Genomic DNA, 23,150 nt, shown 5'->3' with positions numbered 1-23,150 from the left:
CTGGCACCAGGCGGGCTACCGTTGCGCCATGGGTGCACAGCGCGCGGGTAACAAGAGCGCCTCTTCGAACCAGTCGGAGGAGCTTGAAGGCTTCGGTGTCGCGGTGGTCCGTGAAGAGGGGCGTTGGACGGTCAAGGCACTGACGCCCGACGCGTTGACCTCGCTCTCGGCCGCCGAAACGCAGCTGCGTGAGCTGCGAAGTTCGGGTGCCGTCTTCGGTCTTCTCGACGTCGACGACGAGTTCTTCATCGTGTTGCGTCCGGCGCCGTCGGGCACGCAGTTGCTGATTTCCGACGCGACCGCCGCCATCGACTACGACATCGCAGCCGACGTCCTCGACGCCTTGCACATCGAGATTCCCGACATCGACCCGGACGACCTCGACGATGTCGAACCCTGGGAAGAGGGCGATCTGTCCGTGCTGGCCGATCTGGGCCTGCCGGAACCCGTGCTCGCCGTCATCGCGGCCGAGACCGATCTCTATCCGGACGAGCAGTTGGGGATGATCGCGCAGCGACTCGGGTTCGCGTCCGAGTTCGGCGCAGCGCTCGACAAGCTCCCGCGCTAGATGACTCTCGCTGACGACCAGCGCATGATCCGTGCGGCCATCGTGGCCGCACGTTCCGCCTCCGACGCAGACGTCCCGGTCGGGGCAGTGGTGTTCGACGCAGACGGCGTCGAAGTTGCTCGGGCCTCCAATGCCAGGGAAGCGTCGTCCGATCCGACCGCGCACGCCGAAATCCTCGCGTTGCGTGCTGCCGCAAAAACCTACGGTGACGGCTGGCGCCTGGAAGGTGCGACGCTTGCCGTGACCCTCGAGCCATGCACGATGTGTGCGGGCGCTCTGGTCCTCGCCCGGGTTTCTCGGGTCGTTTTCGGGGCGTGGGAGCCGAAAACCGGAGCCGTCGGATCATTATGGGACGTAGTTCGAGATAAAAGATTGACCTATCGGCCGCAGGTGCGCGGCGGGGTCCTCGAGGACGAATGCGCTGGGCTTTTGGAAGATTTCTTCCGCGAGCAGCGGGCCTGAATTCGGTATTCCCCATCGAGAGTGGTCGCACACTCGGGTAGCCGGATCCATCAATCGAGGGCATGGTGGAGGCAGATGCCGTCAGGGCATCGGCGGATCGTCGGAAGGCGATTCGTTCGCGTTCACAGAGGAGTACTCATGGGAATCGCAGACAAGGCTCAGAACAAGGCCGAAGACCTCGGGGGCAAGGCCAAGGAAGCTGCTGGCAGCGCTACCGGTGACCGGGACCTCGAAAACGAAGGCAAGGGCGACCAGGTGAAATCGGCCGTCAAGGATGCAGGCGAGAAGGTCAAGGACGCCGCGTCCAGCATCAAGGACAAGCTCACGTAATACCGCTCCACCTGGCGATTTCAGCCACGGGCACTCCATCCGGTAAAGTCACCAACGGTGGCGTGTCCGAGCGGCCTAAGGAGCACGCCTCGAAAGCGTGTGACGGGTAACCCCCGTCCGAGGGTTCAAATCCCTCCGCCACCGCCAAAGCTCCCCACCTGTTCACGCAGGTGGGGAGCTTTTTTGTGGATGGGTCCCGGATGCTGCCGACTGTCGGGGACGGACACGCTCCGACTGGACCATCGGACGACCGGCCAGGTCGAAGCCCGCGTCCATGCATGTCGAGGCTGAGAGGGTTCGACACACAGACCTGATCGGCCGCCGGGCGGATCCGTCGTCGTGAACCTATTCCGCAATCGAGAAACAATCGTTCGGATTGAGCAGAAATCCGTCATTCGGACGAGGACAGCGCTGGACTTCGGAGGAGACCGGAAGCCGCACTCAGTCTTATGGGGGAGGGGCCGTCCTCCGGTGGACATTCCCAGGTTGACGAAGTTCAGGAGCGGCGGGCGATCCACTCTGCAGCGGCGGCATCGATGTCCTGCTTCAGCTTCTCGAAGAACGAGGGTGGCGGGGTGGGGATCAAATCTGCTGCGGTAGTGAGGGATCGACTGAGGGCGATCCGACGCTCGCGTAACTCGTCGTCGGTCAGGAGCGTCAGGTCCGCCATCGCGAGCTCCCTCGATCGGTGTGATTCGTGTTTCGGGCAGACCGTGCGCATCGGGATCGATGCATGATTCGATGCGCACGGCCCAGGCATTCCAGGCTGGGGGCCGGAATGCACTGTCGACTTTACCAAATGATTACTAATGGCTGTAGATGCGGCTCGCCCTTCGGTGTTCGTGGAGCACTTTCACAGGGTTCTCCCAGGTCGTAAGTCCTGACAACTGTTGAAGCTGCAACTATCGTCGAGCCCATGAAAAAGATCTGGTGGATCGGCGGAGCAGTAGTTGTGGTCGTACTCGCCCTGCTCGTGGGGCCGTGGGCGTACGGGAAGTTCATCGCTGAAGACGATGCACCGGCGGCCGTGGTGTCCACTGAGGGCGCGGAGGCGGCGTCCGGATCGATCGACGGGCAATGGACCGTCGTCGCCGGGCAGGGGGACAACCAGACGGCAGCTGGGTACACCGTGCACGAGATTCTCAACGGATCGAGTGTGACCGTCGTCGGAACCACCGGCGAGGTGAGCGGAAACGCGGTTGTCGAGGGTGAAAAGCTCACTTCCGGCGAAGTAACGGTGCAGGTGGCAAGCATCAAGACCGACTCGGATCGGCGGGACGGCCAGTTCACGGGCAATGTGATGGATACCAGCACGTATCCGACGGCGACGTTCACGATCGACTCGCCGGTGGACTTGTCTGCTGTACCGACGGACGGAACAACGGCGACGGTCACGGTGTCAGGAACGCTGACGCTCAAGGGTCAGTCCAAGCCGGTGTCGGTCGACATGACCGTGCTGCATTCGGGTGATTCGCTGATCGCATCGGGCTCGATTCCGGTCACCTGGACCGATTTCGGAGTCGAGCCTCCGTCCCTCGGTTTCGTCACCGTCGACGGCAGCGGCTCGGTGGACTTCCTGGTCTCACTCGCCGCGAGCTGAATTACGTCCACCCGATTCGCACTGCTTCGGGGCGGGCAGGGAAGATTAAGGACATGACCTTCCTTTCTTCTTGTCCGTTCCGAAGGCAGTGTGCGATCTCTGCCCGGACGGAATGAACAGGTGATGCCCCGGTGGAGACCGTTCCGAACGGGCGAAGACCCCGATCCACGGTTCACGCTCGCCAATGAGCGGACATATCTGGCTTGGATCCGCACTGCAACGGCCTTCGTCGCGTCGGGCGTCGGACTCGAAGCGTTCGGCGGCGACATTCTCAATCCGACGGTTCGATCCGGCTTGGCCGCGTTGTTGCTCGTCGGCGGTGCTCTGATCGCCATCACTTCCTTTGTCCACTGGATCAGCGCCGAGCGTGCACTGCGAACTGAGCGCTCGTTGCCGGTGCCGCTCATGGCGCCGGTCGTCGGCATCGTGCTGGTGATCTGCGCAACCGTCCTGGTGGTCGAGGTCGTGAACTGATTGACCGCGCTGGAACCGTCGGAAGGTGTCAAGCCTCCGGACAAGGGCTTGCAGTCCGAGCGCACATCGCTCTCGTTCGTGCGTACGAGTCTGTCGATCCTCGGCTTGTCTGCCGCCTGTCTGAGATGGTTGCCGCCGTTCGGGTCGGTGGCCCTGATCGGCCCGTCCGTCGCTGCCGTGCTCGTCGTCGCGGTGACGGTCTACGAACGTCGGTCGCGGCCCAGGCGGTTGGCCCAGTTTTCGGCCGAAAAGGCAACGCCCGCTTTGGGTATGGGAGCAACTCTCGCGGTCGCTCTGCTCCTGCTCAGTGCGACGGGGCTGTGGATTCTGCTGAAGTGACCTCGGCTTTCGGCGCCCAGCCGGGCGGGCCGAACACGTAGCCGGCTCGCTGCCGCCACGATGTCGACGCCTTCCAATCACGAGCAATGGCAGCATATTCGCGCGTTTGGAGCTTCCAGATGTTGTACGTTCCGACCGGCGTCGTGAGTCCGTAGGTGGGCCGGTGGGTTTCGGCTGCGAAGGTTCCGAACATCCGGTCCCAGATGATGAGGATTCCGGCGTAGTTGCGGTCGAGGTACTCGGCGTCGGAGCCGTGGTGGACGCGATGGTGTGACGGCGTGTTGAAGATGAATTCGATGGGCCGCCAGAGTTTTCCGACACGTTCGGTGTGGACGAAGAACTGGTAGACGAGGCTGACGGAGAAGCCGACGAACACCATCCACGGCGGGATCCCGAGGAACGGCAACGGCAACCACATGATGATCTCACCGCTGTTGTTCCACTTCTGCCGCAGTGCGGTGCTGAAATTGAAGTACTCGCTCGAATGGTGAGCCTGGTGTGTGGCCCAGATGACTCGAACTCGGTGTGCGATGCGGTGATACGCGTAATAGAGGACGTCGATTCCGAGCAGCAGGATCACCCAGGTGTACCAGGCAGTCGGCGAGAGGTGCCACGGAGCGAGATACACCCAGATTGCGGAATAGCCGATCAGCGCCAGCACTTTCCAGAAGGTGCTCGTTGCGATCGACACGAGTCCGAGTAGAACGCTGGTTCTGGCGTCGACGCTTCGGTAGCCGCCCTGTGTCGGCCGTGCGCGTCCGTCGGCGTCGTCGGGATGATCTTCGAGCGCACGGGCCGCGAACCATTCGATTGCGAGGAAGATGACAAACGCGGGGATTGCGAGCGTAACGGGATCATGGAGCGGTTCGAGCAGTGACTTCCATGATTCGAGAAGGGTTTCCCACACGCGATTTGTCCTGTTCTCTAGCTCTGATCGTTACATCATGCATTAAAATGTAACGTCAGGGAACCCTTTGCGGCGAAGAACTCGCAGGTTTGTTGCGACTATTCATAGAACGATGGTAGGAATTGCCGGTGCATATCACCGCGAAGGTGGACTACGCCGTGCGGACTCTGGTCGAGCTCGCGGCAGTTGGTCCTGACCCGGCCAAGGCCGAGTTTCTCGCCAAATCCCAGGTAATACCCCACAAGTTCCTGGAAGCGGTGCTCTCGGACCTGCGGCGCGGCGGCTTGGTCAACAGCCGTCGAGGCCCGGACGGGGGATACTGGCTCGCTCGGTCCGCGGACGAGATCACGATTGCCGACGTCATACGAGCTGTCGAGGGACCGCTGGCTTCGATTCGGGGTCAGCGACCGGAAGACGTCGACTACGGGGGACCGGCAACGCCCCTCAAGGAGGTGTGGATTGCAGTGCGAGTCAACCTCCGTGCTGTGCTCGAAAATGTCACACTCACCGATGTTGCAGGTGGAGAGTTGCCCGAGTTCATTCACGAACTGACGGCAGATCCCGAGGCGTGGAATCGGCGCTGATACAGCCCGGTTTCAGTGTGCCCGTCGACGCGGAACTGCCATAGGAGCAGTGTTCGCGGTGTTGCCTCCCGCGGATTTTGCGTCGTACATCAGATGATCGGCCGCAACGATTGCTCGGGAGAACTCGTTGTAGTCGAACTCTTCCTGATGTGGGATGAAAGGTAGCGTCGCTGCGCCGACGCTGACCGTGGCCAGGGGGTCGTCGGAGGCGTTCACCACGGCTTTGGGGAGCGTCGCGATTCGTTTGCGAAGTCCGTACGGAGTACCGATCATCACAACGGTGAACTCCTCGCCGCCGGTGCGCGCGGCGTAACCGAAACCGTTCACATGCGCCTGCAGGCGCGTTCCGGTCCGGATGATGACGGCGTCACCGACTTCGTGGCCGAACGTGTCGTTCACCGCCTTGAACTTGTCGATGTCGACGACGGCAACAGCAATGTCGGCACGATTTGCCGACGCGACCGACCAGATGCGCTCCGACATGTCCCACAGTCCTCGTCGGTTCAACAGGCCGGTAAGCGCATCCACTTTGGATCCCGTTGCGCGCGCGAGTAATTGCCGCCAAGTGAACTGAATCGTGGCCGGAATGAAGATCACGGCACACAGGACGACGTCCGTGCGTGCGATCACGCTGGTTGTCGAGTAGTCGCCGTTCGTCAGGCCGAGCACCGTCAGGGCGATGACAAATGTCGTGGCAAAGGCGAGATGGAAGGCCAACCAGCGGTAATCGAGAAAATAGGTGAAGTAGGCGCCGGTGGCGACAAAGAGTGCCGCGCCGAAGAGGGCGGCGTTATGGCTGGTGAAGGTGATGAGAACCGAGGCAGTTCCGAGATCCGCCCACAGTCCGTAGAGCTTGAGCATGCGTGAACCTCTGATTCGGCCGACAAACCAGAGAATCGTAGGGATCAGGTTGACGGCCGCAATGCCGACGAGCCAACTGCGCGCAAACGGTCCGTCCGGGCCCTCTCCGCTGAGGAGAAACAGGAACGCCACGATCGAGAAATTGAGTGAGCAGAACCCGATGGTGAGACGGACGAGACGTAGTACGGAGCCTCGTCCGGACTTCGATCCCCACAGCATCACCGTGGACGAAACCGGCCAGGTGTGCAGGAGCGGGTCCATCAGATTCCTTCGCCGAGCAAATTACGGTTAATTCACCGCAAAGTATGTCAGGCCATGTTGATTCACGCGTCAACTTGGCAGGGGGCGTCAGGCGGTGGAGTTGCTCGCAACTCTCTCTGTCGCGCTGTTCAGGCATTTGCCGTGCGTGAGTGTGAGGTACGCCTCGAGTTTCCGTGCCGTGTGTTCGATCGCACAATATTGCAGACCTCTGCAAAGTTGCAGAGCTCTGCAAGTTCGGTACCGTGTTGGGGTGATCATCGAACAAGGCCTTCGTGACCGCAAGAAGGCAGCAACCCGTGCCGCACTCAGCGGCGCGGCAGCACGGCTCGCTCGTGCGCTGGGGATCGAATGCGTCACCGCTGACGCAATCGCCTCCGAGGCCGGAGTGTCGACGAGGACGTTCCACAACTACTTCTCCAGCAAGGAGGAGGCAGTGCTCGCCAGTTTCGAGGAATCGGTGAACCTGTGGATCGAGGCGCTTGCGTCACGGCCCGCGGACGAACCAATTCTCGACGTCCTCGAAGAACTTGTGGTCGAAATCGTGAACGACTCAGGTCCGAGTGGGAGTGAGAAGGCAAGTATCTGGCTGCTGTCGGATTCGAGTCCCGCGCTCTACCGGGATGCCGCAGACATGCATCAGCGGATCAACCGTGCAGTCGTTCAGGCATTGGCGGAACGCACCGGTACCGACGCCGAGAAGGACCTGTACCCGACGCTCCTCCTGGGAGCGGTGGGCGGAGCCGCTAAATCGGTGATCGACGTCTGGACTGGCGGAAAGTCGGAGGCTTCCAGTCCGGAAGAGTTGGTTCACGACGCTTTTCGGCAGATTCGTGCCGGGTTGCCCGCGCCGCCGCCTGCCCCTGAGATGTCGCGTCCCTGAGATGTCTCGTCTCTGAGCCCCACACGTAATACCTGTCCACGTACACGCACCGAAACAGCAAGGAGCCCGTCGTGGCCACCTATCTTTATCGGATCGGCAAGTTCGCCTACCGGCGAAAAGGCGCGGTCCTCAGCGTTTGGCTGATAATCCTGGTCCTGATGGGCGTCGGGGCAGCGACTCTGTCCGGCCCCACCAAGGACTCGTTCTCCATTCCGGGAACCCCGGCGCAGCAGGCGCAAGACCTGATGGCGGAGCGTTTTCCCGACGCGCCCAATCCTATGGATTCGTTGAGCGCGCGATACGTAGTGCAAGCTCCGGCAGGCACGACGCTGGCCGATCCGGCGAACGTCAAGGCCATGGACGACATGCTCGCGAGTATTCGTGGCATCGACAAGGTCGCCGACTCTGCCAAGGTGGACCCGGCGACTGCCACTCCGGAACAGGCCGCGAAGGCGTTGGTCAATCCGGTTACCGGCAACGACTCCATGGTTGCGATGTTCAAGGAAAAGGCTGCTGCGGCTGGAACTTCCGAGACACAGGCCGTGGACGACGCGCGTGCGTTGTCGCCGCTCAGTGCCGACGGCACAGTCGGGTACGTCGAGGTTCCGTTCAGCGGTGACTTCGCCGATCTCGATCAGGCGTTGCGTGATTCGATCAACTCCGCCGCCGATGTCGGTCGGGCCGAGGGACTCAACGTCCAGGTCAGTGGTTCTGCTGCTCAGGAAGCGGAGATGCCCGGTGGTGTCACCGAGCTGATCGGTATCGCCGTTGCCGCAGTCGTTCTGGCCATCACGTTCGGTTCGCTTGTGGCCGCGGGGCTTCCGCTCCTCACCGCGATCATCGGTATCGCTATCGGCAGCCTCGGAATCACGGTTGCCACCGGATTCATGGATCTCAGTTCGATGACTCCGACGCTGGCGATCATGATCGGTCTGGCTGTGGCGATCGACTACTCGCTGTTCATCATGTCCAGGTTCAGGCATGAGCTCACCCTTACCGACAACCGTGCCGAAGCAGCAGGTCGCGCCGTCGGAACCGCCGGTTCCGCAGTGGTATTCGCTGGTTTGACGGTCATCATCGCGCTGGTTGCATTGCGCGTCGTCGGCATCCCGTTCCTCTCCGATATGGGTGCGGCAGCGGCCTTTACCGTGCTGATCGCGGTTCTGATCGCCTTGACCTTGCTGCCTGCGATCCTGGGTATGTTCGGACGCAAGGCTTTTGCCGGCAAGATTCCCTTCCTCAGCAAGCGCGCTGAGGAGTCCGAAGACGAAGATTCGGGCAAGCCGAAGTTGGCTCTGCGCTTCATCAGTGCCGTCGTCCGTCGTCCGCTCGTGCCGCTGATCGGTGGAGTAGTGCTTCTGGGCGCATTGGCTCTGCCCGCAACGGGATTGAGCCTGGCACTGCCGTCGGAGGCCACCGGTGACCCGGCGACCAGTGCGCGTCAGGCATACGACCTGATCGACGAGGGCTTCGGTGACGGTCGCAACGGACCGCTCATCGCCGTTGTCGACGCGAAGGGGGCCAGCGTTCCCGCCGGGGAGGCCTTTGCGGAGGTCGTCTCGACCATCTCGGGCTTCGATGACGTCCAGAACGCACAGGTCGTCGGGGTCAACGAGGCCGGCGACACCGCGCAGGTACTGATCACTCCGAAGAGTGGTCCGACCGACCCCGCCACGATGGATCTGGTGTCCAGCCTTCGTGGAGCCGAAGGCGGACTCAACGATTCGATCGGCGTCAGCTACGGCATCACCGGTCAGACCGCACTCGAAGGCGACGTCTCGGACACGCTGAAGGATGCATTGGTGCCCTACCTGGCCGTCGTCGTCGGCCTTGCATTCATCTTGTTGCTCTTGGTGTTCCGTTCGATCCTGGTTCCGCTGACGGCGACGCTCGGCTTCCTGCTCAGCGTGCTCGCGACATTCGGTGCGACGGTGGCGATCTTCCAGCACGGTTGGTTGGGCATCATCTCGAACCCGCAACCACTCGTGAGTTTCATGCCGATCTTCCTGATCGGTGTGGTGTTCGGACTCGCGATGGACTACCAGGTGTTCCTCGTGACGCGTATGCGTGAGGAGTACGTCCACGGCGCGAGCGCGAAGGAGGCCGTGACCATCGGCTTCAACCATGGCGCCCGGGTCGTCAGTGCGGCCGCGGTCATCATGATCTCCGTGTTCGGTGCCTTCATCGCGGAACCGAACTCGTTCATCAAGTCGATCGGCTTCGCGCTTGCCGCGGCGGTGTTCTTCGACGCCTTCATCGTGCGCATGGTGATCATCCCGTCCGTCATGGCACTGCTCGGCGACAAGGCGTGGTGGTTGCCGAAGTGGCTGGACAAGATTCTGCCGAACGTCGACATCGAGGGCGAGAAGCTCAGCAAGGCCCTCCGTGAAGAAAAGGAAGCGGAGCTTCAGTCCGCATCTGCTTGATCTCTGCTGTGCGCCTTTATTAACCCCCCGCGGTTAATAAAGGCGCACAGCAGTTTTTGTGTATCGAAATATCCAGCGGCACATGTCGGCCAGGATTGGTAACCTTCGCTCACTATGCTGATCAGGCTGCTGCGCACTTATCTGACGCCGTACCGGGGTGAACTCACGGGCGTTGTCGTCCTGCAGTTTATTTCGACTATGGCGGCCCTTTACCTTCCGAGTCTCAACGCCGACATCATCGACAACGGCGTGACGAAAGGCGACACCGGCTACATCCTCTCCACCGGCGGGATGATGCTGATGGTCACGCTCACGCAGATCCTGTGCTCGGTGGGTGCCGTCTTCTTCGGTGCGCGAGTCGCCATGGGCGTCGGACGCGATCTCCGGGCTTCGGTGCTGCATCAGGTCGGGACGTTTTCGGCCCGAGAGGTCGGGCACTTCGGTGCGCCTTCGCTGATCACCCGCAACACCAACGACGTCCAGCAAGTGCAGATGATGGTTGTGATGAGTTGCACCATCCTCGTCATGGCGCCGATCATGTGCGTCGGCGGCATCATCATGGCTCTGCGTCAGGACCTGAATCTGTCCTGGATCCTGGGGATCAGCGTCCCGCTTCTCGTAGTCTCGATGGGTTTCCTGATTGCCCGGATGGTCCCCGGATTCAGGGTCATGCAGGGCCGCCTCGACGCCGTCAACCGTGTTCTTCGCGAACAGATCACGGGCATCCGTGTCGTCCGAGCGTTCGTACGGGAACCGTACGAGGTAGAGCGTTTCGGCGATGCCAACCGTGAGCTGACGGAGACTGCACTCGGCGTCGGCCGCCTCATGGCACTGATGTTCCCGCTCGTGATGCTGATCAGCAATGTCACCAGCGTCGCGGTCATCTGGTTCGGTGGCCATCAGATCAACGAGGGCTCGATGCAGATCGGCTCGCTCACCGCGATGCTCAGCTACATCATGCAGATCCTGATGGCCGTCATGATGGCCACTTTCATGGCGGTGATGCTGCCGCGTGCGTCGGTGTGCGCCGAACGTATCTCCGAGGTGCTCGACACGGATTCGTCGGTGATTCCGCCCGAGAATCCGGTCCGAGAACTGAAGGACCCGGGAGTCGTCGAACTTCGTGGCGCTCAGTTCCAGTTCCCCGGAGCCGAGGAACCTGTATTGCGCGACATCACGTTCCGTGCCGAACCCGGCAAGACGACGGCGATCATCGGCGGCACCGGATCGGGAAAGACCACTCTGCTCAACCTGATTCCACGATTGATCGACTCCACCTCCGGATCGGTATCGGTGGGCGGCGTCGACGTCCGCGACATCGACACGGAGCTGCTCTGTTCGGTGATCGGTCTGGTCCCGCAGAAGCCGTATCTGTTCTCCGGCACTGTCGCCACCAATCTCCGCTACGGAAACCCCGAAGCTACCGACGAATGGCTGTGGGAGTGCCTCGAGATCGCCCAAGCTGCCGACTTCGTCCGCGCCATGCCCGAAGGCCTGGACACACCGGTGGCACAAGGCGGTACGACGGTATCGGGCGGTCAGCGTCAGAGACTCGCCATCGCCAGAGCGTTGGTGCGTAAGCCACAGATCTATCTGTTCGACGATTCCTTCTCGGCACTCGACCTCACTACTGATGCGAGGCTGCGTGCGGCGCTGCGGCCGGTCACGCAAGACGCCTGCATCGTCGTTGTCGCGCAGCGCATTTCCACCATCGTGGAAGCCGATCAGATCATCGTGCTCGACGACGGCGCCATCGTGGGGATCGGCACGCACGACGAACTCGTGGTCAGTTGTCCCACCTACGGCGAAATCGTCGCCTCTCAGCTAGCCGTACAGGACGCATCATGAGCAATCGACCGACTTCCTCGCCTCCCATCGGCCCGCCCGGCGGCGGCGATCCCACAAAGAAGGCCATGAACTTCGGCCCTTCGCTCAAACGTCTCCTCGGTCGCTTGAGCCCCGACAAGCCGATCGTCGTCCTGATCTTCGCTTTGGTGACCGCAAGCGTCGTACTTTCATCGATCGCTCCGAAGATCCTGGGAAACGCCACCAACCTGATCTTCGACGGAATCGTCAGCAAGCAACTCCAGCCGGGGACGACAAAGGAACAGGCTGTCGAAGGATTGCGCGCTTCGGGGCAGGGTCAGCTCGCCGACATGGTGTCCGGCATGGCAGTTGTGCCTGGAACCGGAATCGATTTCGACGCAGTCGGCAAGGTCTTGATGATCGTGCTGCTGCTGTTCGTCTGCGCGTCGCTGTTCAGTTGGCTGCAGGCGTATCTGCTCAACATCGTGGTCCAGCGAACCGTTCGTCGTCTGCGTGAGGACGTCGAGCAGAAGATTCACCGACTTCCCTTGCGGTACTTCGATACCCATGCCCGCGGTGATGTTCTCTCACGCGTGACCAATGATATCGACAACGTCGCGCAGAGCTTGCAGCAGACGCTCAGCCAGTTGGTCATGTCGGTGATGACCGTCCTGGGCATTCTGGTGATGATGCTGTGGATCTCACCTCTGCTCGCCTTGATCGCGGTGGCAACTGTTCCGCTGTCGATCATGGTGACGGCGTTTATCGCGAAGCGTTCACAGAAGCACTTCGTGGCGCAGTGGAAGAGCACCGGCGGAATCAACGCGCAGGTCGAGGAAGCATTCAGCGGCCACGAGTTGGTCAAGGTGTTCGGTCGCCAGCAGGAGGTCGAGGAGCGCTTCCGCAAGCAGAACGAGGATCTGTACGAGTCCAGCTTCAAGGCGCAGTTCATTTCCGGTCTGGTCATGCCGGCCGTGATGTTCCTGGGCAACCTCAACTACGTCGCCATCGCAGTGGTGGGTGGCATGCGCGTCGCATCCGGAACGATGACGCTCGGCGATGTGCAAGCGTTCATCCAGTACTCGCGGCAGTTCACCCAGCCGCTCACGCAGATAGCGTCGATGACCAATCTGCTGCAGTCCGGCGTCGCTTCGGCCGAGCGGGTCTTCGCGCTGCTCGACCAAGACGAGCAGTCGGAGGACCCGAAGAGCGCGAAGTCGCCCACTGTCGACAAGGGTCGCGTCAAGTTCGAGAACGTCACCTTCAGTTACAAGCCGGAACAGCCGCTGATCGAGGACCTGTCCCTGACTGCCGAGCCGGGCCAGATGGTTGCGATCGTCGGACCCACCGGCGCAGGCAAGACCACCCTCGTCAACCTCATCCTGCGGTTCTACGAACTCAATTCGGGCCGAATCACTTTGGACGGCATCGACATCGCCGACATGACGCGAGACGATCTGCGCTCACGGATCGGCATGGTTCTGCAGGACGCATGGCTGTTCGGTGGAACCATCCGCGAGAACATCGCCTACGGCAAGCCTGGTGCCACCGACGAGGAGATTCGTCGTGCGGCCGAGATGAGCTACGTCGACAAGTTCGTGCACTCTCTGCCTGAGGGTTACGACACGGTCATCGACGAGGAAGGCAGCAACGTCAGTGCGGGCGAGAAGCAGCTCATCACTATCGCCCGCGCCTTCATCTCGCAGCCGTCCATCCTGATCCTCGACGAGGCGACCAGTTCGGTGGACACACGCACCGAACTGCTGGTCCAGAGCGCCACCGCGGTTCTGCGCAACGACCGCACCAGCTTTGTCATCGCGCACCGTCTTTCGACAATTCGTGATGCGAACCTGATCGTGGTGATGGAGGAAGGCCGGATCGTGGAGCAGGGGAGCCATGAGGCTCTGCTCGAATCCCGCGGCGCGTACTTCCGTCTGTACAACAGCCAATTCGTGGGCGCGGAGATCTGATGCCTCAGTAGACTGGAGCAGACTTGGTCCGCTGGGTGGACCACATTCTGTGTACTGGAGGCGCTCGGCGATGCATTCGTTGCTGGGGAAAGCGCGCCTGATACTCGATTCCTTCGATGCGGATTCGGGTGCGCTGTCGCTGACCGAACTTGCGAATCGGAGTGGTGTTGCGAAGGCGACGGTGCATCGAATAGCCGGTGAACTGGTGTCTCTTGGTCTACTGGAACGGGTCGGAACCAAGTACAGGTTGGGGTTACGGCTCTTCGAACTGGGGCAGTTGGTTCCTCGTCAACGTATTCTGCGCGAGGTGTCCTTGACGTATGTGCAGGATCTTCACGCGGCGACCCGGGAGACGGTTCACCTCGCGATTCGCGACGGCCTCGATGTTCTGTACATCGACAAGATCTCCGGTCATCACGGGGTGGACCTGCCGTCGCGGGTGGCTGGCCGGCTGCCGATGTATGCCACGGCAACCGGCAAAGCGATACTCGCGTACTCACCGGATTCCGTTTTTCGAGCGGTGACAGGCAACGGATTTGTCGAGTTCACCGATCGGACGGTGAACTCGGAAGACGGGTTACGTAGGCAACTCGACGCTGTTCGTTCGCAGCAGTTGGCGGTCGAGACCGAGGAGGTTCGCCTGGGAACATCGAGTATCGCTGCCCCGATCTTCGGTGGACTTGGTGAAGCAGTTGCCGCGATCGGTGTGTCGAGTCCGCGGTATCGAATGGACACCGAGCGTTTTGCCGAACCGTTGCGCGCGGCGGCCGAAGGGATCAGCCGGAAGGTATCGGTTCTCGAACGCTCGGCATAACCGTTTTATCGACGCACGCAGAGCAGCGCGATCACGCCGAGAACCGAAGCCCCGGTCATGGAGATGGCCACGGCAAGACTGGTGTTGCCGAGAAGGCCGACGACGGGCGCAACCACAGCGGCAGCGCCGAACTGCGCAAATCCGATCAGCGCGGCTGCTGAGCCTGCGGCTTCTCCGTGACGGGACAGTGCAACCGCCGGTGCGTTGGGCATGACAAAACCCGTTGCGCAGAGCATCGGCAGGATGGGGACGGCAAACCCGACGAATCCCCACGAGTCGGTGGCGGCAACAACAACAAATGCAGCGCCGACGGCACTACTGCCCCACATTGCCCAGATCGTGATGGAATTCGGCGACCACCGGCCGAGAAGCACGACGTTGAGCTGGGACGAACCGATCAGAACGACGGCGCCGCCGGCAAAGGCAAATCCGTATGCGGTGGCGCTCAGTCCGAACTGTTCCTGCATCACGTAGGACGACGCGGCGATGTACGACCACAAAACGCCGCGGCCGAGACCGCACACGAGCACCAACACCATGAAGTGGGCATCCTTGCCGAGCGCAATGTAGTTTCGCGCGATGGCGCCGATGCCCTTGCCCGACCGATTCTCGGGTGGAAGTGTTTCCGGCAGCGATACTGCCGCGAGTGCGATCATCGCGATGCCCAGGATGAAGAGAGCGAGAAAGACTCCGCGCCACTGTGTTACGGACATCAGTGCCCCGCCGATGGAGGGGGCCAGGATGGGCGCTACGCCCATGACCAACATCAGCCGCGAAAGTACAACTGCCGCATCGTGTCCGGTGAATAGATCACGAACGATTGCCATCGCGATCACGCCTGTCGCGGCGGCGCCGAAACCTTGAAGGGTTCGCAGCGCAGTGAGGACTTCGATGGACGGAGCAAAGAAGCAGGCCAACGACGCGCCGACGTGAATTACTGTGCCCACGAGCAGGGGACGTCGACGTCCGTAGATGTCGGACAGTGGGCCGATGAGCAACTGGCCGAAAGCCAGACCCAGCAGTGTGCCCGTCAGGGTCAGCTGAACCATCGTGTCCGACGTACCGAATTCCTGCGTGATCTGTGGCAGCGCAGGAAGATACATGTCGACGGTGAACGGCCCGAGGGCGGTGAGAATTCCGAGAAGCAGTACCAATCGGATCCGTGCACCGCCCCTCGGGGCGATCACCGTTCGTTCAGTTGTGCTGTTGGTCAAGGAAACCCGAAACTACACTGTAGTAGTCGTATGGTCGTTCTTCCTGAAGATGATGCGACGCCTTGTCCATGATGTAGAGATGGCCATGGGGAATCATCCGCGCAAGCATGAGCGGGTAGTCCGGGGTGAGGAATGCGTCGTGCATGCCCCAGGCGAAGAGCGTCGGCGCCTGGATCTGGCCGAGTTCAGCTGTGAGATCCTGCCAATCGCCACGAGGTGAGTCCGCCGAGGCAGCCAGGGCCATTTCTTCGGGGTCGAGACTTTGCTCGTATCGCATCTGGAGGGTTTCGGCGGGCAACTTCGATCCGTCGAACCATTCGAGACTGGTGATCAAGGTGCGGAGTTTTTCGAGGGTGGGGCCGGTGCCGCCGTAGTAGACGTCGCGGGCGTTGCGGCCACGACGGCCATCCTCGGGGAGCGGCGCGAGTGGACCGTAGAAGACGGGCATGCTGCCCGTGATCACCAGGGAGCGAACGCGTTCCGGGTACTTTGCCGCAAGATTGAGCGCTATGGTGCCGCCCCACGAGTTGCAGACGAAGTCTGCGCGTTCGATTCCGAGTTCGTCGAGCAGGGCAACCACCTTGGCGGCGTGGAAGTCCCACATTGGGCCGGCGATGGTGCACTTGTCGGACCGACCGTATTGCAGCAGATCAACGAGAATCGCTCGTCGATCCGAGGCGAAGAGCGGTGCCACTGGCCCGAAGTCGGACCACGCAGTGCAGCCGGGGCCGCCTCCGTGCAGGAAAATCGTGGGGTCGCCCTCGCCGAGGTCGTAGTAATGGAATGTGACGCCATCTGCTTTGGCGTACAAGCTCTTCGGTTGATCAGCCATGGCTATACCTGACCTCGAGGTGAGCGGTATGGGAAGTATCGCGGTCCGGCAGGCGAACCCGGTTCGTGGCTGTGAGACTTCCGAATGCCTAGCGTGCTGGCATGAGAACAGAACTCGAGCACGCGCGTGATCGCGCGGAGGCGATGATCGGTACGCGGGAAACGCGAGAGTTGGGAACGGTGCGTCCGGCGGAGTCGGTTGCGTTTGCGGTTGCCACCGCCGAGACGGACCCCCGGTTTCTCGACCCGGAGCACCCGGCATTTGCCGTCCATCCGATGTATCTGCCTTCGCTTTTGCGAGGACCGCAAGGTGGCTCCGATCGAGAGTACCGAGCAGACGGCATGTTCCGTGACGAAGTGCCGGGCACAGACGGTATCGACGTGCGCTTGATGGCCGGCGGGCAGAGTGTGACTTTCTTGCGACCGGCCCCGCTGGGTGAGGCTGTCGTCGTAGGGCGAGTACTCGATACCGTGACGACCAAGGGCCGGGCTCCGGACGAGTTTCTGCTGCTCTCGGTCACCAAGACTTACCGGGGTGCGCAGTCCGGCGCATTCGCCGAGGTCGTCGAGAAGTTCATCGTCCGATGACCGAAACAGTAGTCGTGGGCACGCCGATCGAATCGGTGACCTTGGTCTGCGATCCGGTTCGGATCCTTCGATTCGGGGCGTCGACGCACAATTCGCACCGTATTCACTACGACGCCTCATATGCGCAGACGGAGGGGTTGTCCGCACCGGTGGTCATGGCCCAGTTGCAGGGCACGCTGTTCTTTCGTGCCGCGTCACACTTTGCCGGTGGATACGAAGGAGTTGTGTCCGTCTCCTGGCAGAATCGTGCGCCCGCGCCCGTCGGAACCACACTCGAGGTGTCGGGTGAAGTGTCCCAAATCGACAGTGACCAACTAACTTTGGCATTGCGGGAGCATTCGGACAATGGCGTGCTGTGTGCCGTCGGAACCGCTGTGGTGGTCCGGGTCTGCTGAGCGAACCGAATCCATTGGCGTAGACCGCAATCTCACCCAAGATCTGTTTCATTCAAACGTTCAGTGTCGAGAGGACTTCACATGACTGGTGTCGAGGCGTCGGAAGCCACGTTCGCGCTGCCCGAGCGGCCACGAGCGGCCGGTCGGCAGGATTGGACGGCATGGCCGGGTTACAACGCAGCCGGCAGCGGATACCGCGGTTACTGGTACCCGGTCACGTGGTCGAACCACATCACCAAAGACCCCAAGAGCTTCACCATCTGTGGTGAAAAGCTGGCGATCATCCGCGACGCAGGCAAGGCATATGCCCTGCACGATCGGTGCCCGCACCGCGGCGTTCCGTTGTCCGAGGGCGATCAGCAGTTCCCGGGAACTGTCAGCTGCCCGTACCACGGCTGGACGTACCGGCTCACTGACGGCAAGCTGGCCGCGGTCATCACCGACGGTCCGGATTCCAAGATCTGCGGCAAGCTGAACGTCCAGACCTATGCGATCGAGGAGCGACTCGGTCTGGTGTGGGTGTACATCCCGATCGCCAACGAGCCGGCGCCGTCCATCGACGACCAGTTGCCGCGTGAGCTGGTGGAGAACAAGGGTATCGTCGGTGGTCGGATTCAGCCCCGAGAAGGCAACTGGCGCTTCGCATGTGAGAACGGTTTCGACGAGGGACATGCGAAGTACCTGCACCGCACCGCATTGTGGCGTCTGTTCAAGCCGATGCCGACGTGGAACATCACGAGCATCGTTCCGGAGGGACGCTGGATCTACCGCGTGCAGGAAGAGGTGTACTGGGAGGCGGAATTCCCGGGCGTGGGAACCTGGACGAACAAGCGGTGGTGGAAGAAGAAGCCGGACGAGACCCAGATTTCGCAGATCGGAAACGTCGGCGCCGGTCTGGACGTCAATCCTGTGATCGCAGCTCAGAACTTCCCCGGTTTTGCTTCACTGTCCATGCCGGGTGTCCTGCGCATCGCGTACCCCAAGTTCATTCACTACGAGTTCTACGTCCCGGTGGACGAAGACAACCACAAGTACGTCGGCCTCATGGTCAACTTCGTCTCCGGCGCAGCAAAATTGGGCTTCTACGCCAAGTACCTCGGCGCGATCCGCTGGCTGTTCCACGGTCAGTTCTCGGGTCAGGATGCGTGGATGGTCGAGGTCACCGACGCACCGCCGGAGAAGCTGTACCGACCGGACGTGTCGCTGACGACGTGGCGAAATCTGGCAGAGGAAGAGTACGCCGAGAAGATCGCCGACGCGGCCAAGCACACCCCCAAGGCGCCGGTCAGGCCCACCCGAGAGCGCCGGACGCCAACGCCCCGCTCGGCCCCTGTCGCCGACGCTCAGATTCCCACCGGCACCAGCGAATAGGAGAGATACATGTTCAAGATTCTGACGGCTGTCGCTATCGGTGCCGCTGTTGCAGTGGCAGTTCCCAAGCTGTGGCAGCTGGCCGGCGAGCGCAGCAATACTCAGGTACATCAGGTCAATCCATGACCACTGCGAGGGCCGATGCTCTCGCAGGCCTAGGCGACGAGCGCCGGGAATGGGTCGAGCGAGCCTACGCCCATGTCGATCGTGCGCGATTGCGGGATCTCGCCACTTCGGTGGTCAACATTCCCAGTCCGACGGGTGACGAAGCACCGCTGGCCCGCCACATCACGGCGGTCCTGGCAGCGTCGGGCATCGAGGCCCACACAATGGATCTCGATGATCGGCAAGCGAACTCGTGGGGAAGGCTCCGCGGTGACGGGTCCGGACCGGACCTGTTGCTGTATGCGCCGATCGACACCGTCACGACCGGCGATCCGGCGGAAGACCTGCCGTGGGTGGGAAATGAGCTGCGAGCGGATCTGACGCCGCACGCCCAGTTCGACGAGAACTACGTGATCGGATTGGGTGCGTCGAACCCCAAAGGCCACGCCGTCTGCATTGTCGCGGCGGCCGAAGCAATTGCCGCAGCCGGTATTCCGCTCCGCGGTGACCTGGTGCTCGGATTCGGCGCCGGTGGTATGCCGACCAATGCCCGCCCCGGTGTCGGAAACCCCCGACGCAACACCGGTCAGGGCGTCGGCTGCTCGTTCCTCCTGGAACAGGGAGTGTGGGCGGACTGCGCGTTGATCGCCAAGCCCGGCTGGACGGTCTCCTGGGAAGAAGTGGGACTGGCCTGGTTCGAGATCACGGTGCACGGTCTGCACACCTACGTCGGCTCGCGCCACCGGTTGCCGTACCGCAACGCGATTACCGCAGCCGGCGAGGTGGTCGCCAAGTTGGAGGAATGGTTCCCGAAGTACTCGGCGGCGCATCAGGACGGTTTGGTTGCGCCTCAGGGGATCGTTGCCAACATCCGCGGCGGGTGGGAGCGAACAGCGTCGTTCACCCCCGAGCAGGTGCGCCTTACCGTTGATCTACGGCTCAGCCCGCGGACGACGCCCACCGCGGCCAAGCGCGAACTCAAAGCCGTCGTTGCGGAGATCGCACAATCGCTGGATCTGCAGATCGACGTCGAACAGGTTCTTGCCATCCCCGGTGAGGGTTCCGACCCTCGAATGTGGTTGCGCCGCGCCGCAGTCCACGCGTGGGAAGCTGCCGAAGGAGAGCCGCATCAGGACTTCTTCGACGCGAGTGGAGCCACCGACGCAAACATCCTGCGCAGCCGCGGCATCCCGACGATTCGGGTGGGTATGCCCAAGGTGGTCGACGCACCGTTCGAGGTGGACTTCGCGATGGGGATGAACACTGTGGACCTGGCTGCGGCGGAGAGATTTACGAAGTATCTGATCCGAGTGGCCCTCGACACCGTCACCCGCTCGCTCGAGGAAGTAGGAATCGACTGATGGCGAAGATAGTTCTGGGTATCGGTGCCTCCCACAGCACCTTGATGAACACCCATTGGGAAGAGACGACGCACAAGGCGGAGGCCGAACGCTTCCGGGACGCGCTGTATCTGAGCCGGGAGAAGATCGCGGCGTCGAAACCCGATGTTGTCTTGATTTTCGGCTCCAACCACTTTCGCGGTTTCTGGCTGGATCTGATTCCGGCGTTCACTCTCGGCGTCGGAGAGTGCATTTCCAGTGGCGAGTCAGGAACACCCAAGGGGCCGCAACGGGTCGACGTGGAGTTCGCCAGGCACCTTGCAAACGAGCTGATCGAAGGTGGCCGGTTCGATCTTGCCTACTCGGCGCGATTGCAGATCGATCATGGTCAGTCTCACGCGATTCAGTACCTTCTCGACGGAATCGATGTTCCGATAGTTCCGTTGGTGGTCAACGTATTCGCGCCGCCCCTCCCGACGTTCAAGCGATGTGAGGAAGTGGCGAAGGCCCTGCGGGATGCCGTTGCGTCGTATCCGGCGGATACCCGGGTCGTGGTGATCGCGTCCGGTGGATTGTCTCATCGTCTGCCCTGGCCGGACTGGCGGGATCCGCACGGTGAGGACGAGGATTTCATGGTTCAAGCCTGGCTGGACGGCCGGGAGAACTGGTCCGACTACGACGTCCGGCGACGCCAGATCATCCGCGCAGCCGATGCCGCGATCACTCCGGAGTTCGATGACCGAATTCTTGATCTGTTTGCCAGCGGCAAGGCAAGTGAGCTTGCCGAGTTCACGACGCAGCAGATCGAAGACGAGGCGGGCAACGGTGCGCAGGAGTTGCGGACCTGGCTCATGATGGCCGCGATGCTCGACTACGTTCCGGGTGAACGCCTTGCCTACGAAGCGATTCCCGAGTGGCTCACCGGTATGGGTGTCACGATTCTCGATCCAGCTGGAACAGACAGCGCAACAACATAATCTGCACCTTCAGTAAAGGAAGTTTCTCTGATGACAATCTGGAACGAACTTGCCGGGCTCGATTTCGAGTTGACGACCGTCGACGCCGGCGGTGTGCCCACGCGCTCTCTGCAGGCAGGATCCGGTGACGAGGCCGTGATCTTCCTGCACGGCACCAGCGGACACCTCGAGGCGTTTGCACGCAATATTGCACCGCACGCCGAGTCTTACCGGGTTCACGCGATCGACATGCTCGGCCATGGTTACACCGGCAAGCCTGACTACCCGTACGAGATTCCGCGCTACGTCGAGCATTTGGTGAACTACCTCGACGCGGTCGGACTGGACCGTGTGCACTTGGTGGGTGAAAGCCTCGGTGGTTGGGTCGCTGCCTACCTGGCCAGCGAGCAGCCCGAACGTGTTCTGTCGCTGCAGTTGCTGGCAGCAGGCGGAACAGTCGCGAACCCGGTAGTCATGGAGCGCATCAAGACGTCGACCGCGAAGGCCGTCCAGAGTGACGACATCGAATTGACCCGCGCACGTATGCAGTTGCTCATGCATGATCCCGCCGATGCAACCGAGGAATTGGTTCAGGCTCGTCACCGGATCTACCATCAGCCTGACTTTGTCGCCAACATCCACAACCTCCTTTCCTTGCAGGAGATGGAGGTTCGCCAGCGGAACCTGCTGCGCCCGGATCGAATGGCACTCATCAAGGCGCCGACTCTTGTGGTCTGGGGTCAGGAAAATCCGTTCGGTGATGTTCCGGAAGCGAAGAAGATGGCCGAGGATATTCCGGGCGCTCAGCTCGAACTCTACTCGGAGTGCGGTCACTGGCCGCAGCACGAGCAGGCAGCGAAGTACAACCCGCTGAGCCTCGAGTTCTTGGCAAAGGCATCAGCCAGCGCGAAGGCAGCTATCTGAGAAGTTCCTGCCAAATACGCTGCTGCGTAATGGAGCCGGTCTCTCGATTGGGAGGCCGGCTTCCGCGTTTTCGAAGGTACAGTCATCGTCTTACAGCGAAGGAGTTCTCGTGAAGAAAGTACTTCTGCTGACGGCCGACGCCGACAACGGACTCGGTACCGCAATCCGTGACGCCGTCAGGGGTGAGGCGGAGGTAGTTCGATTACCTGAGCGCACCACGGGGGCGCTCCGTGCGGAGTTGCCGACATGCGACGTCGTGGTGGGGGACTGGAGTGGTGATCTGCCACTGGGCAAGGAGGAAGCAGAGCTCGGCCGGAATGTGCTCCTCGTCCAACAGCCTGGTGCCGGAACCAATTTCATCGATGCCGAAGCCTGGCGCGCCGCCGGAGTTCCGGTGGCGAATACTCCCGGTGCAAACGCGAACTCGGTTGCGGAGTGGGCAGTGCTCGCGGCAGGTGTGTTGTGCCGCTCCATGTTCTGGGCGCACAACGAGGTTACCGATGGTCGATGGCCACAGGAATCCATCCTGACGCGCGATTGCCGCGATCTGGCGCAGCGCCGGGTCGGCGTCGTAGGTGTTGGTTCGATCGGCCGCCGGTGTGCAGAATTGTTTGCCGCCTTCGGTTGCGACGTCTATGTCACCGCGCGTTCGAGACCGCGTGACACTGTGGCTGCGACGTTTGTGTCACTCGACGAGTTACTGCCTCTCGCGGATGTCCTGGTGCTGGCCGTCCCGCTTACGGAATCAACTCGGGGACTGATCAATTCCCATCGAGTTGCGCAGTTGCCCACCGGAGCGATCGTGGTCAATGTGGCGCGCGGCGCTGTCGTCGACGACGCGGCATTGGCGCGTGCCTTGCGTTCCAGGCATGTCGGCGGCGCTGCCCTCGATGTGTTCGACGTTGAACCACTACCGATTTCGAGCCCGCTCCGTGGATTCGATTCGACCCTCCTGAGCCCGCACGTCGCCGGCGGCAGCGCCGGAGCGCGTGCGTCGATCTATTCGATGACGGCGCAGAATGTCGCCAGTGCGCTGCGCTCGCAGACAATTCGGTGGACATTGTGATTCGGTGGACATTGTGATCGAGGGCCGTGTTACCGAAGTATTTCGGTCCGCACGTTCCTCCAGGTGCAGTGTTTCGCC

24 protein-coding genes and 1 tRNA gene are annotated in these 23,150 nt (G+C 61.7%); 20 read left to right on the top strand and 5 right to left on the bottom strand.

The genetic code is table 11. The features are described 5' to 3' along the window. The first annotated feature begins 28 nt into the window (after positions 1–28). The 4 genes from RhoBH5_RS21240 to RhoBH5_RS21225 all read left to right on the top strand — a co-directional run bounded on the left by RhoBH5_RS21240 (position 29) and on the right by RhoBH5_RS21225 (position 1,507). Entirely contained in the window at positions 29–568 is a 540-nt protein-coding gene (locus RhoBH5_RS21240; RefSeq protein ID WP_003943823.1) for a tRNA adenosine deaminase-associated protein, read from the top strand. Beyond that, the gene (locus RhoBH5_RS21235; protein ID WP_003943976.1) at positions 569–1,030 is read left to right on the top strand and encodes a nucleoside deaminase; all 462 of its coding nucleotides are present in this window, start codon (positions 569–571) and stop codon (positions 1,028–1,030) included. A gap of 138 nt (positions 1,031–1,168) precedes the next feature. Then, entirely contained in the window at positions 1,169–1,360 is a 192-nt protein-coding gene (locus RhoBH5_RS21230) for a CsbD family protein (RefSeq protein WP_003943869.1), read from the top strand. A 56-nt stretch (positions 1,361–1,416) separates the two neighbouring features. Next, positions 1,417–1,507 (top strand) — tRNA-Ser (locus RhoBH5_RS21225). Between the two features lie 349 nt (positions 1,508–1,856). On the opposite strand, the gene RhoBH5_RS21220 is transcribed toward RhoBH5_RS21225, so the two are convergent. Further along, positions 1,857–2,030 carry a hypothetical protein gene (locus RhoBH5_RS21220; protein ID WP_003943953.1) on the bottom strand — a complete coding sequence of 58 codons (174 nt, stop codon included), beginning with the start codon at positions 2,028–2,030 and terminating at the stop codon, positions 1,857–1,859. Between the two features lie 246 nt (positions 2,031–2,276). On the opposite strand from RhoBH5_RS21220, the gene RhoBH5_RS21215 reads away from it, so the two are divergent. The 3 genes from RhoBH5_RS21215 (at position 2,277) to RhoBH5_RS21205 (ending at position 3,773) form a co-directional block, all read left to right on the top strand. Continuing rightward, positions 2,277–2,960, top strand: a complete 684-nt coding sequence (locus RhoBH5_RS21215) for a YceI family protein (protein WP_003943876.1) — start codon at positions 2,277–2,279, stop codon at positions 2,958–2,960. Between the two features lie 123 nt (positions 2,961–3,083). Next, the gene (locus RhoBH5_RS21210) at positions 3,084–3,434 is read left to right on the top strand and encodes a YidH family protein (RefSeq protein WP_003943804.1); all 351 of its coding nucleotides are present in this window, start codon (positions 3,084–3,086) and stop codon (positions 3,432–3,434) included. Next, entirely contained in the window at positions 3,435–3,773 is a 339-nt protein-coding gene (locus RhoBH5_RS21205) for a DUF202 domain-containing protein (protein ID WP_003943794.1), read from the top strand. On the opposite strand, the gene RhoBH5_RS21200 is transcribed toward RhoBH5_RS21205, so the two are convergent. After that, positions 3,739–4,680, bottom strand: coding sequence for a sterol desaturase family protein (locus tag RhoBH5_RS21200; protein ID WP_007731649.1), 942 nt, complete (start codon positions 4,678–4,680; stop codon positions 3,739–3,741). The two genes, RhoBH5_RS21205 and RhoBH5_RS21200, sit on opposite strands and share 35 nt — an antisense overlap. A 128-nt stretch (positions 4,681–4,808) precedes the next feature. Between RhoBH5_RS21200 and RhoBH5_RS21195 the strand changes: the two genes are divergently transcribed. Beyond that, positions 4,809–5,264, top strand: coding sequence for an RrF2 family transcriptional regulator (locus tag RhoBH5_RS21195; RefSeq protein ID WP_003943908.1), 456 nt, complete (start codon positions 4,809–4,811; stop codon positions 5,262–5,264). A gap of 12 nt (positions 5,265–5,276) precedes the next feature. Here the strand turns inward: RhoBH5_RS21195 and RhoBH5_RS21190 are convergent, their stop codons facing one another. After that, positions 5,277–6,386 carry a GGDEF domain-containing protein gene (locus RhoBH5_RS21190; protein ID WP_020968182.1) on the bottom strand — a complete coding sequence of 370 codons (1,110 nt, stop codon included), beginning with the start codon at positions 6,384–6,386 and terminating at the stop codon, positions 5,277–5,279. Positions 6,387–6,636: 250 nt separating this feature from the next. Here RhoBH5_RS21190 and RhoBH5_RS21185 point away from each other — a divergent pair, with 250 nt between their 5' ends. From RhoBH5_RS21185 to RhoBH5_RS21165, 5 genes are all read left to right on the top strand, one after another. Further along, positions 6,637–7,266 (top strand): TetR/AcrR family transcriptional regulator, encoded by a 630-nt coding sequence (locus RhoBH5_RS21185; RefSeq protein ID WP_007731646.1) that lies wholly within the window; start codon positions 6,637–6,639, stop codon positions 7,264–7,266. A gap of 71 nt (positions 7,267–7,337) precedes the next feature. Beyond that, positions 7,338–9,692: an MMPL family transporter gene (locus RhoBH5_RS21180; RefSeq protein ID WP_003943813.1), complete on the top strand. Its 2,355-nt coding sequence runs from the start codon at positions 7,338–7,340 to the stop codon at positions 9,690–9,692. A 114-nt stretch (positions 9,693–9,806) separates the two neighbouring features. Next, positions 9,807–11,540, top strand: a complete 1,734-nt coding sequence (locus tag RhoBH5_RS21175) for an ABC transporter ATP-binding protein (protein ID WP_003943950.1) — start codon at positions 9,807–9,809, stop codon at positions 11,538–11,540. Continuing rightward, positions 11,537–13,468: an ABC transporter ATP-binding protein gene (locus RhoBH5_RS21170; protein WP_007731644.1), complete on the top strand. Its 1,932-nt coding sequence runs from the start codon at positions 11,537–11,539 to the stop codon at positions 13,466–13,468. The genes RhoBH5_RS21175 and RhoBH5_RS21170 overlap by 4 nt, the downstream gene beginning before the upstream one ends. A 70-nt stretch (positions 13,469–13,538) precedes the next feature. Further along, entirely contained in the window at positions 13,539–14,282 is a 744-nt protein-coding gene (locus tag RhoBH5_RS21165; protein WP_007731643.1) for an IclR family transcriptional regulator, read from the top strand. A gap of 5 nt (positions 14,283–14,287) precedes the next feature. Here the strand turns inward: RhoBH5_RS21165 and RhoBH5_RS21160 are convergent, their stop codons facing one another. Both RhoBH5_RS21160 and RhoBH5_RS21155 read right to left on the bottom strand, forming a co-directional pair. Continuing rightward, positions 14,288–15,469 carry a multidrug effflux MFS transporter gene (locus RhoBH5_RS21160; RefSeq protein WP_270008749.1) on the bottom strand — a complete coding sequence of 394 codons (1,182 nt, stop codon included), beginning with the start codon at positions 15,467–15,469 and terminating at the stop codon, positions 14,288–14,290. A 7-nt stretch (positions 15,470–15,476) separates the two neighbouring features. Continuing rightward, complete coding sequence (locus RhoBH5_RS21155) at positions 15,477–16,328, bottom strand: alpha/beta fold hydrolase (RefSeq protein WP_007731641.1); 852 nt, start codon at positions 16,326–16,328, stop codon at positions 15,477–15,479. A 101-nt stretch (positions 16,329–16,429) separates the two neighbouring features. Here RhoBH5_RS21155 and RhoBH5_RS21150 point away from each other — a divergent pair, with 101 nt between their 5' ends. The 7 genes from RhoBH5_RS21150 (at position 16,430) to RhoBH5_RS21120 (ending at position 23,072) form a co-directional block, all read left to right on the top strand. Continuing rightward, complete coding sequence (locus RhoBH5_RS21150; protein WP_007731639.1) at positions 16,430–16,915, top strand: FAS1-like dehydratase domain-containing protein; 486 nt, start codon at positions 16,430–16,432, stop codon at positions 16,913–16,915. After that, the gene (locus RhoBH5_RS21145) at positions 16,912–17,310 is read left to right on the top strand and encodes a hypothetical protein (protein WP_021332874.1); all 399 of its coding nucleotides are present in this window, start codon (positions 16,912–16,914) and stop codon (positions 17,308–17,310) included. Before RhoBH5_RS21150 ends, RhoBH5_RS21145 begins: the two co-directional genes overlap by 4 nt. A gap of 81 nt (positions 17,311–17,391) precedes the next feature. Then, a complete protein-coding gene (locus tag RhoBH5_RS21140; RefSeq protein WP_007731634.1) occupies positions 17,392–18,681 on the top strand; it encodes an aromatic ring-hydroxylating oxygenase subunit alpha in 1,290 nt (429 codons plus the stop codon). Between the two features lie 122 nt (positions 18,682–18,803). Then, the gene (locus RhoBH5_RS21135; protein ID WP_007731632.1) at positions 18,804–20,147 is read left to right on the top strand and encodes a M20 family metallopeptidase; all 1,344 of its coding nucleotides are present in this window, start codon (positions 18,804–18,806) and stop codon (positions 20,145–20,147) included. Next, positions 20,147–21,103, top strand: coding sequence for a catechol 1,2-dioxygenase (locus RhoBH5_RS21130; protein ID WP_054188629.1), 957 nt, complete (start codon positions 20,147–20,149; stop codon positions 21,101–21,103). The genes RhoBH5_RS21135 and RhoBH5_RS21130 overlap by 1 nt, the downstream gene beginning before the upstream one ends. 30 nt (positions 21,104–21,133) lie before the next feature. Beyond that, positions 21,134–22,006, top strand: a complete 873-nt coding sequence (locus RhoBH5_RS21125; protein ID WP_019746500.1) for an alpha/beta fold hydrolase — start codon at positions 21,134–21,136, stop codon at positions 22,004–22,006. Between the two features lie 109 nt (positions 22,007–22,115). Then, positions 22,116–23,072, top strand: a complete 957-nt coding sequence (locus RhoBH5_RS21120) for an NAD(P)-dependent oxidoreductase (RefSeq protein ID WP_019746501.1) — start codon at positions 22,116–22,118, stop codon at positions 23,070–23,072. Positions 23,073–23,150 lie beyond the last annotated feature (78 nt).

Source organism: Rhodococcus sp. BH5 (assembly GCF_027583855.1).
In the GTDB taxonomy this organism is placed as follows: domain Bacteria; phylum Actinomycetota; class Actinomycetes; order Mycobacteriales; family Mycobacteriaceae; genus Rhodococcus_F; species Rhodococcus_F qingshengii.
The sequence above is the reverse complement of the archived record's forward strand: the minus strand, read 5'-3'. Positions and strand labels throughout refer to the sequence as shown.

Coding starts and splice junctions, on each gene's coding strand:
- RhoBH5_RS21240 (WP_003943823.1), top strand. CDS start 29: ATGGGTGCACAGCGCGCGGGTAACAAGAGCGCCTCTTCGAACCAGTCG.
- RhoBH5_RS21235 (WP_003943976.1), top strand. CDS start 569: ATGACTCTCGCTGACGACCAGCGCATGATCCGTGCGGCCATCGTGGCC.
- RhoBH5_RS21230 (WP_003943869.1), top strand. CDS start 1,169: ATGGGAATCGCAGACAAGGCTCAGAACAAGGCCGAAGACCTCGGGGGC.
- RhoBH5_RS21220 (WP_003943953.1), bottom strand. CDS start 2,030: ATGGCGGACCTGACGCTCCTGACCGACGACGAGTTACGCGAGCGTCGG.
- RhoBH5_RS21215 (WP_003943876.1), top strand. CDS start 2,277: ATGAAAAAGATCTGGTGGATCGGCGGAGCAGTAGTTGTGGTCGTACTC.
- RhoBH5_RS21210 (WP_003943804.1), top strand. CDS start 3,084: ATGCCCCGGTGGAGACCGTTCCGAACGGGCGAAGACCCCGATCCACGG.
- RhoBH5_RS21190 (WP_020968182.1), bottom strand. CDS start 6,386: ATGGACCCGCTCCTGCACACCTGGCCGGTTTCGTCCACGGTGATGCTG.
- RhoBH5_RS21175 (WP_003943950.1), top strand. CDS start 9,807: ATGCTGATCAGGCTGCTGCGCACTTATCTGACGCCGTACCGGGGTGAA.
- RhoBH5_RS21170 (WP_007731644.1), top strand. CDS start 11,537: ATGAGCAATCGACCGACTTCCTCGCCTCCCATCGGCCCGCCCGGCGGC.
- RhoBH5_RS21165 (WP_007731643.1), top strand. CDS start 13,539: ATGCATTCGTTGCTGGGGAAAGCGCGCCTGATACTCGATTCCTTCGAT.
- RhoBH5_RS21155 (WP_007731641.1), bottom strand. CDS start 16,328: ATGGCTGATCAACCGAAGAGCTTGTACGCCAAAGCAGATGGCGTCACA.
- RhoBH5_RS21150 (WP_007731639.1), top strand. CDS start 16,430: ATGAGAACAGAACTCGAGCACGCGCGTGATCGCGCGGAGGCGATGATC.
- RhoBH5_RS21145 (WP_021332874.1), top strand. CDS start 16,912: ATGACCGAAACAGTAGTCGTGGGCACGCCGATCGAATCGGTGACCTTG.
- RhoBH5_RS21140 (WP_007731634.1), top strand. CDS start 17,392: ATGACTGGTGTCGAGGCGTCGGAAGCCACGTTCGCGCTGCCCGAGCGG.
- RhoBH5_RS21135 (WP_007731632.1), top strand. CDS start 18,804: ATGACCACTGCGAGGGCCGATGCTCTCGCAGGCCTAGGCGACGAGCGC.
- RhoBH5_RS21130 (WP_054188629.1), top strand. CDS start 20,147: ATGGCGAAGATAGTTCTGGGTATCGGTGCCTCCCACAGCACCTTGATG.
- RhoBH5_RS21125 (WP_019746500.1), top strand. CDS start 21,134: ATGACAATCTGGAACGAACTTGCCGGGCTCGATTTCGAGTTGACGACC.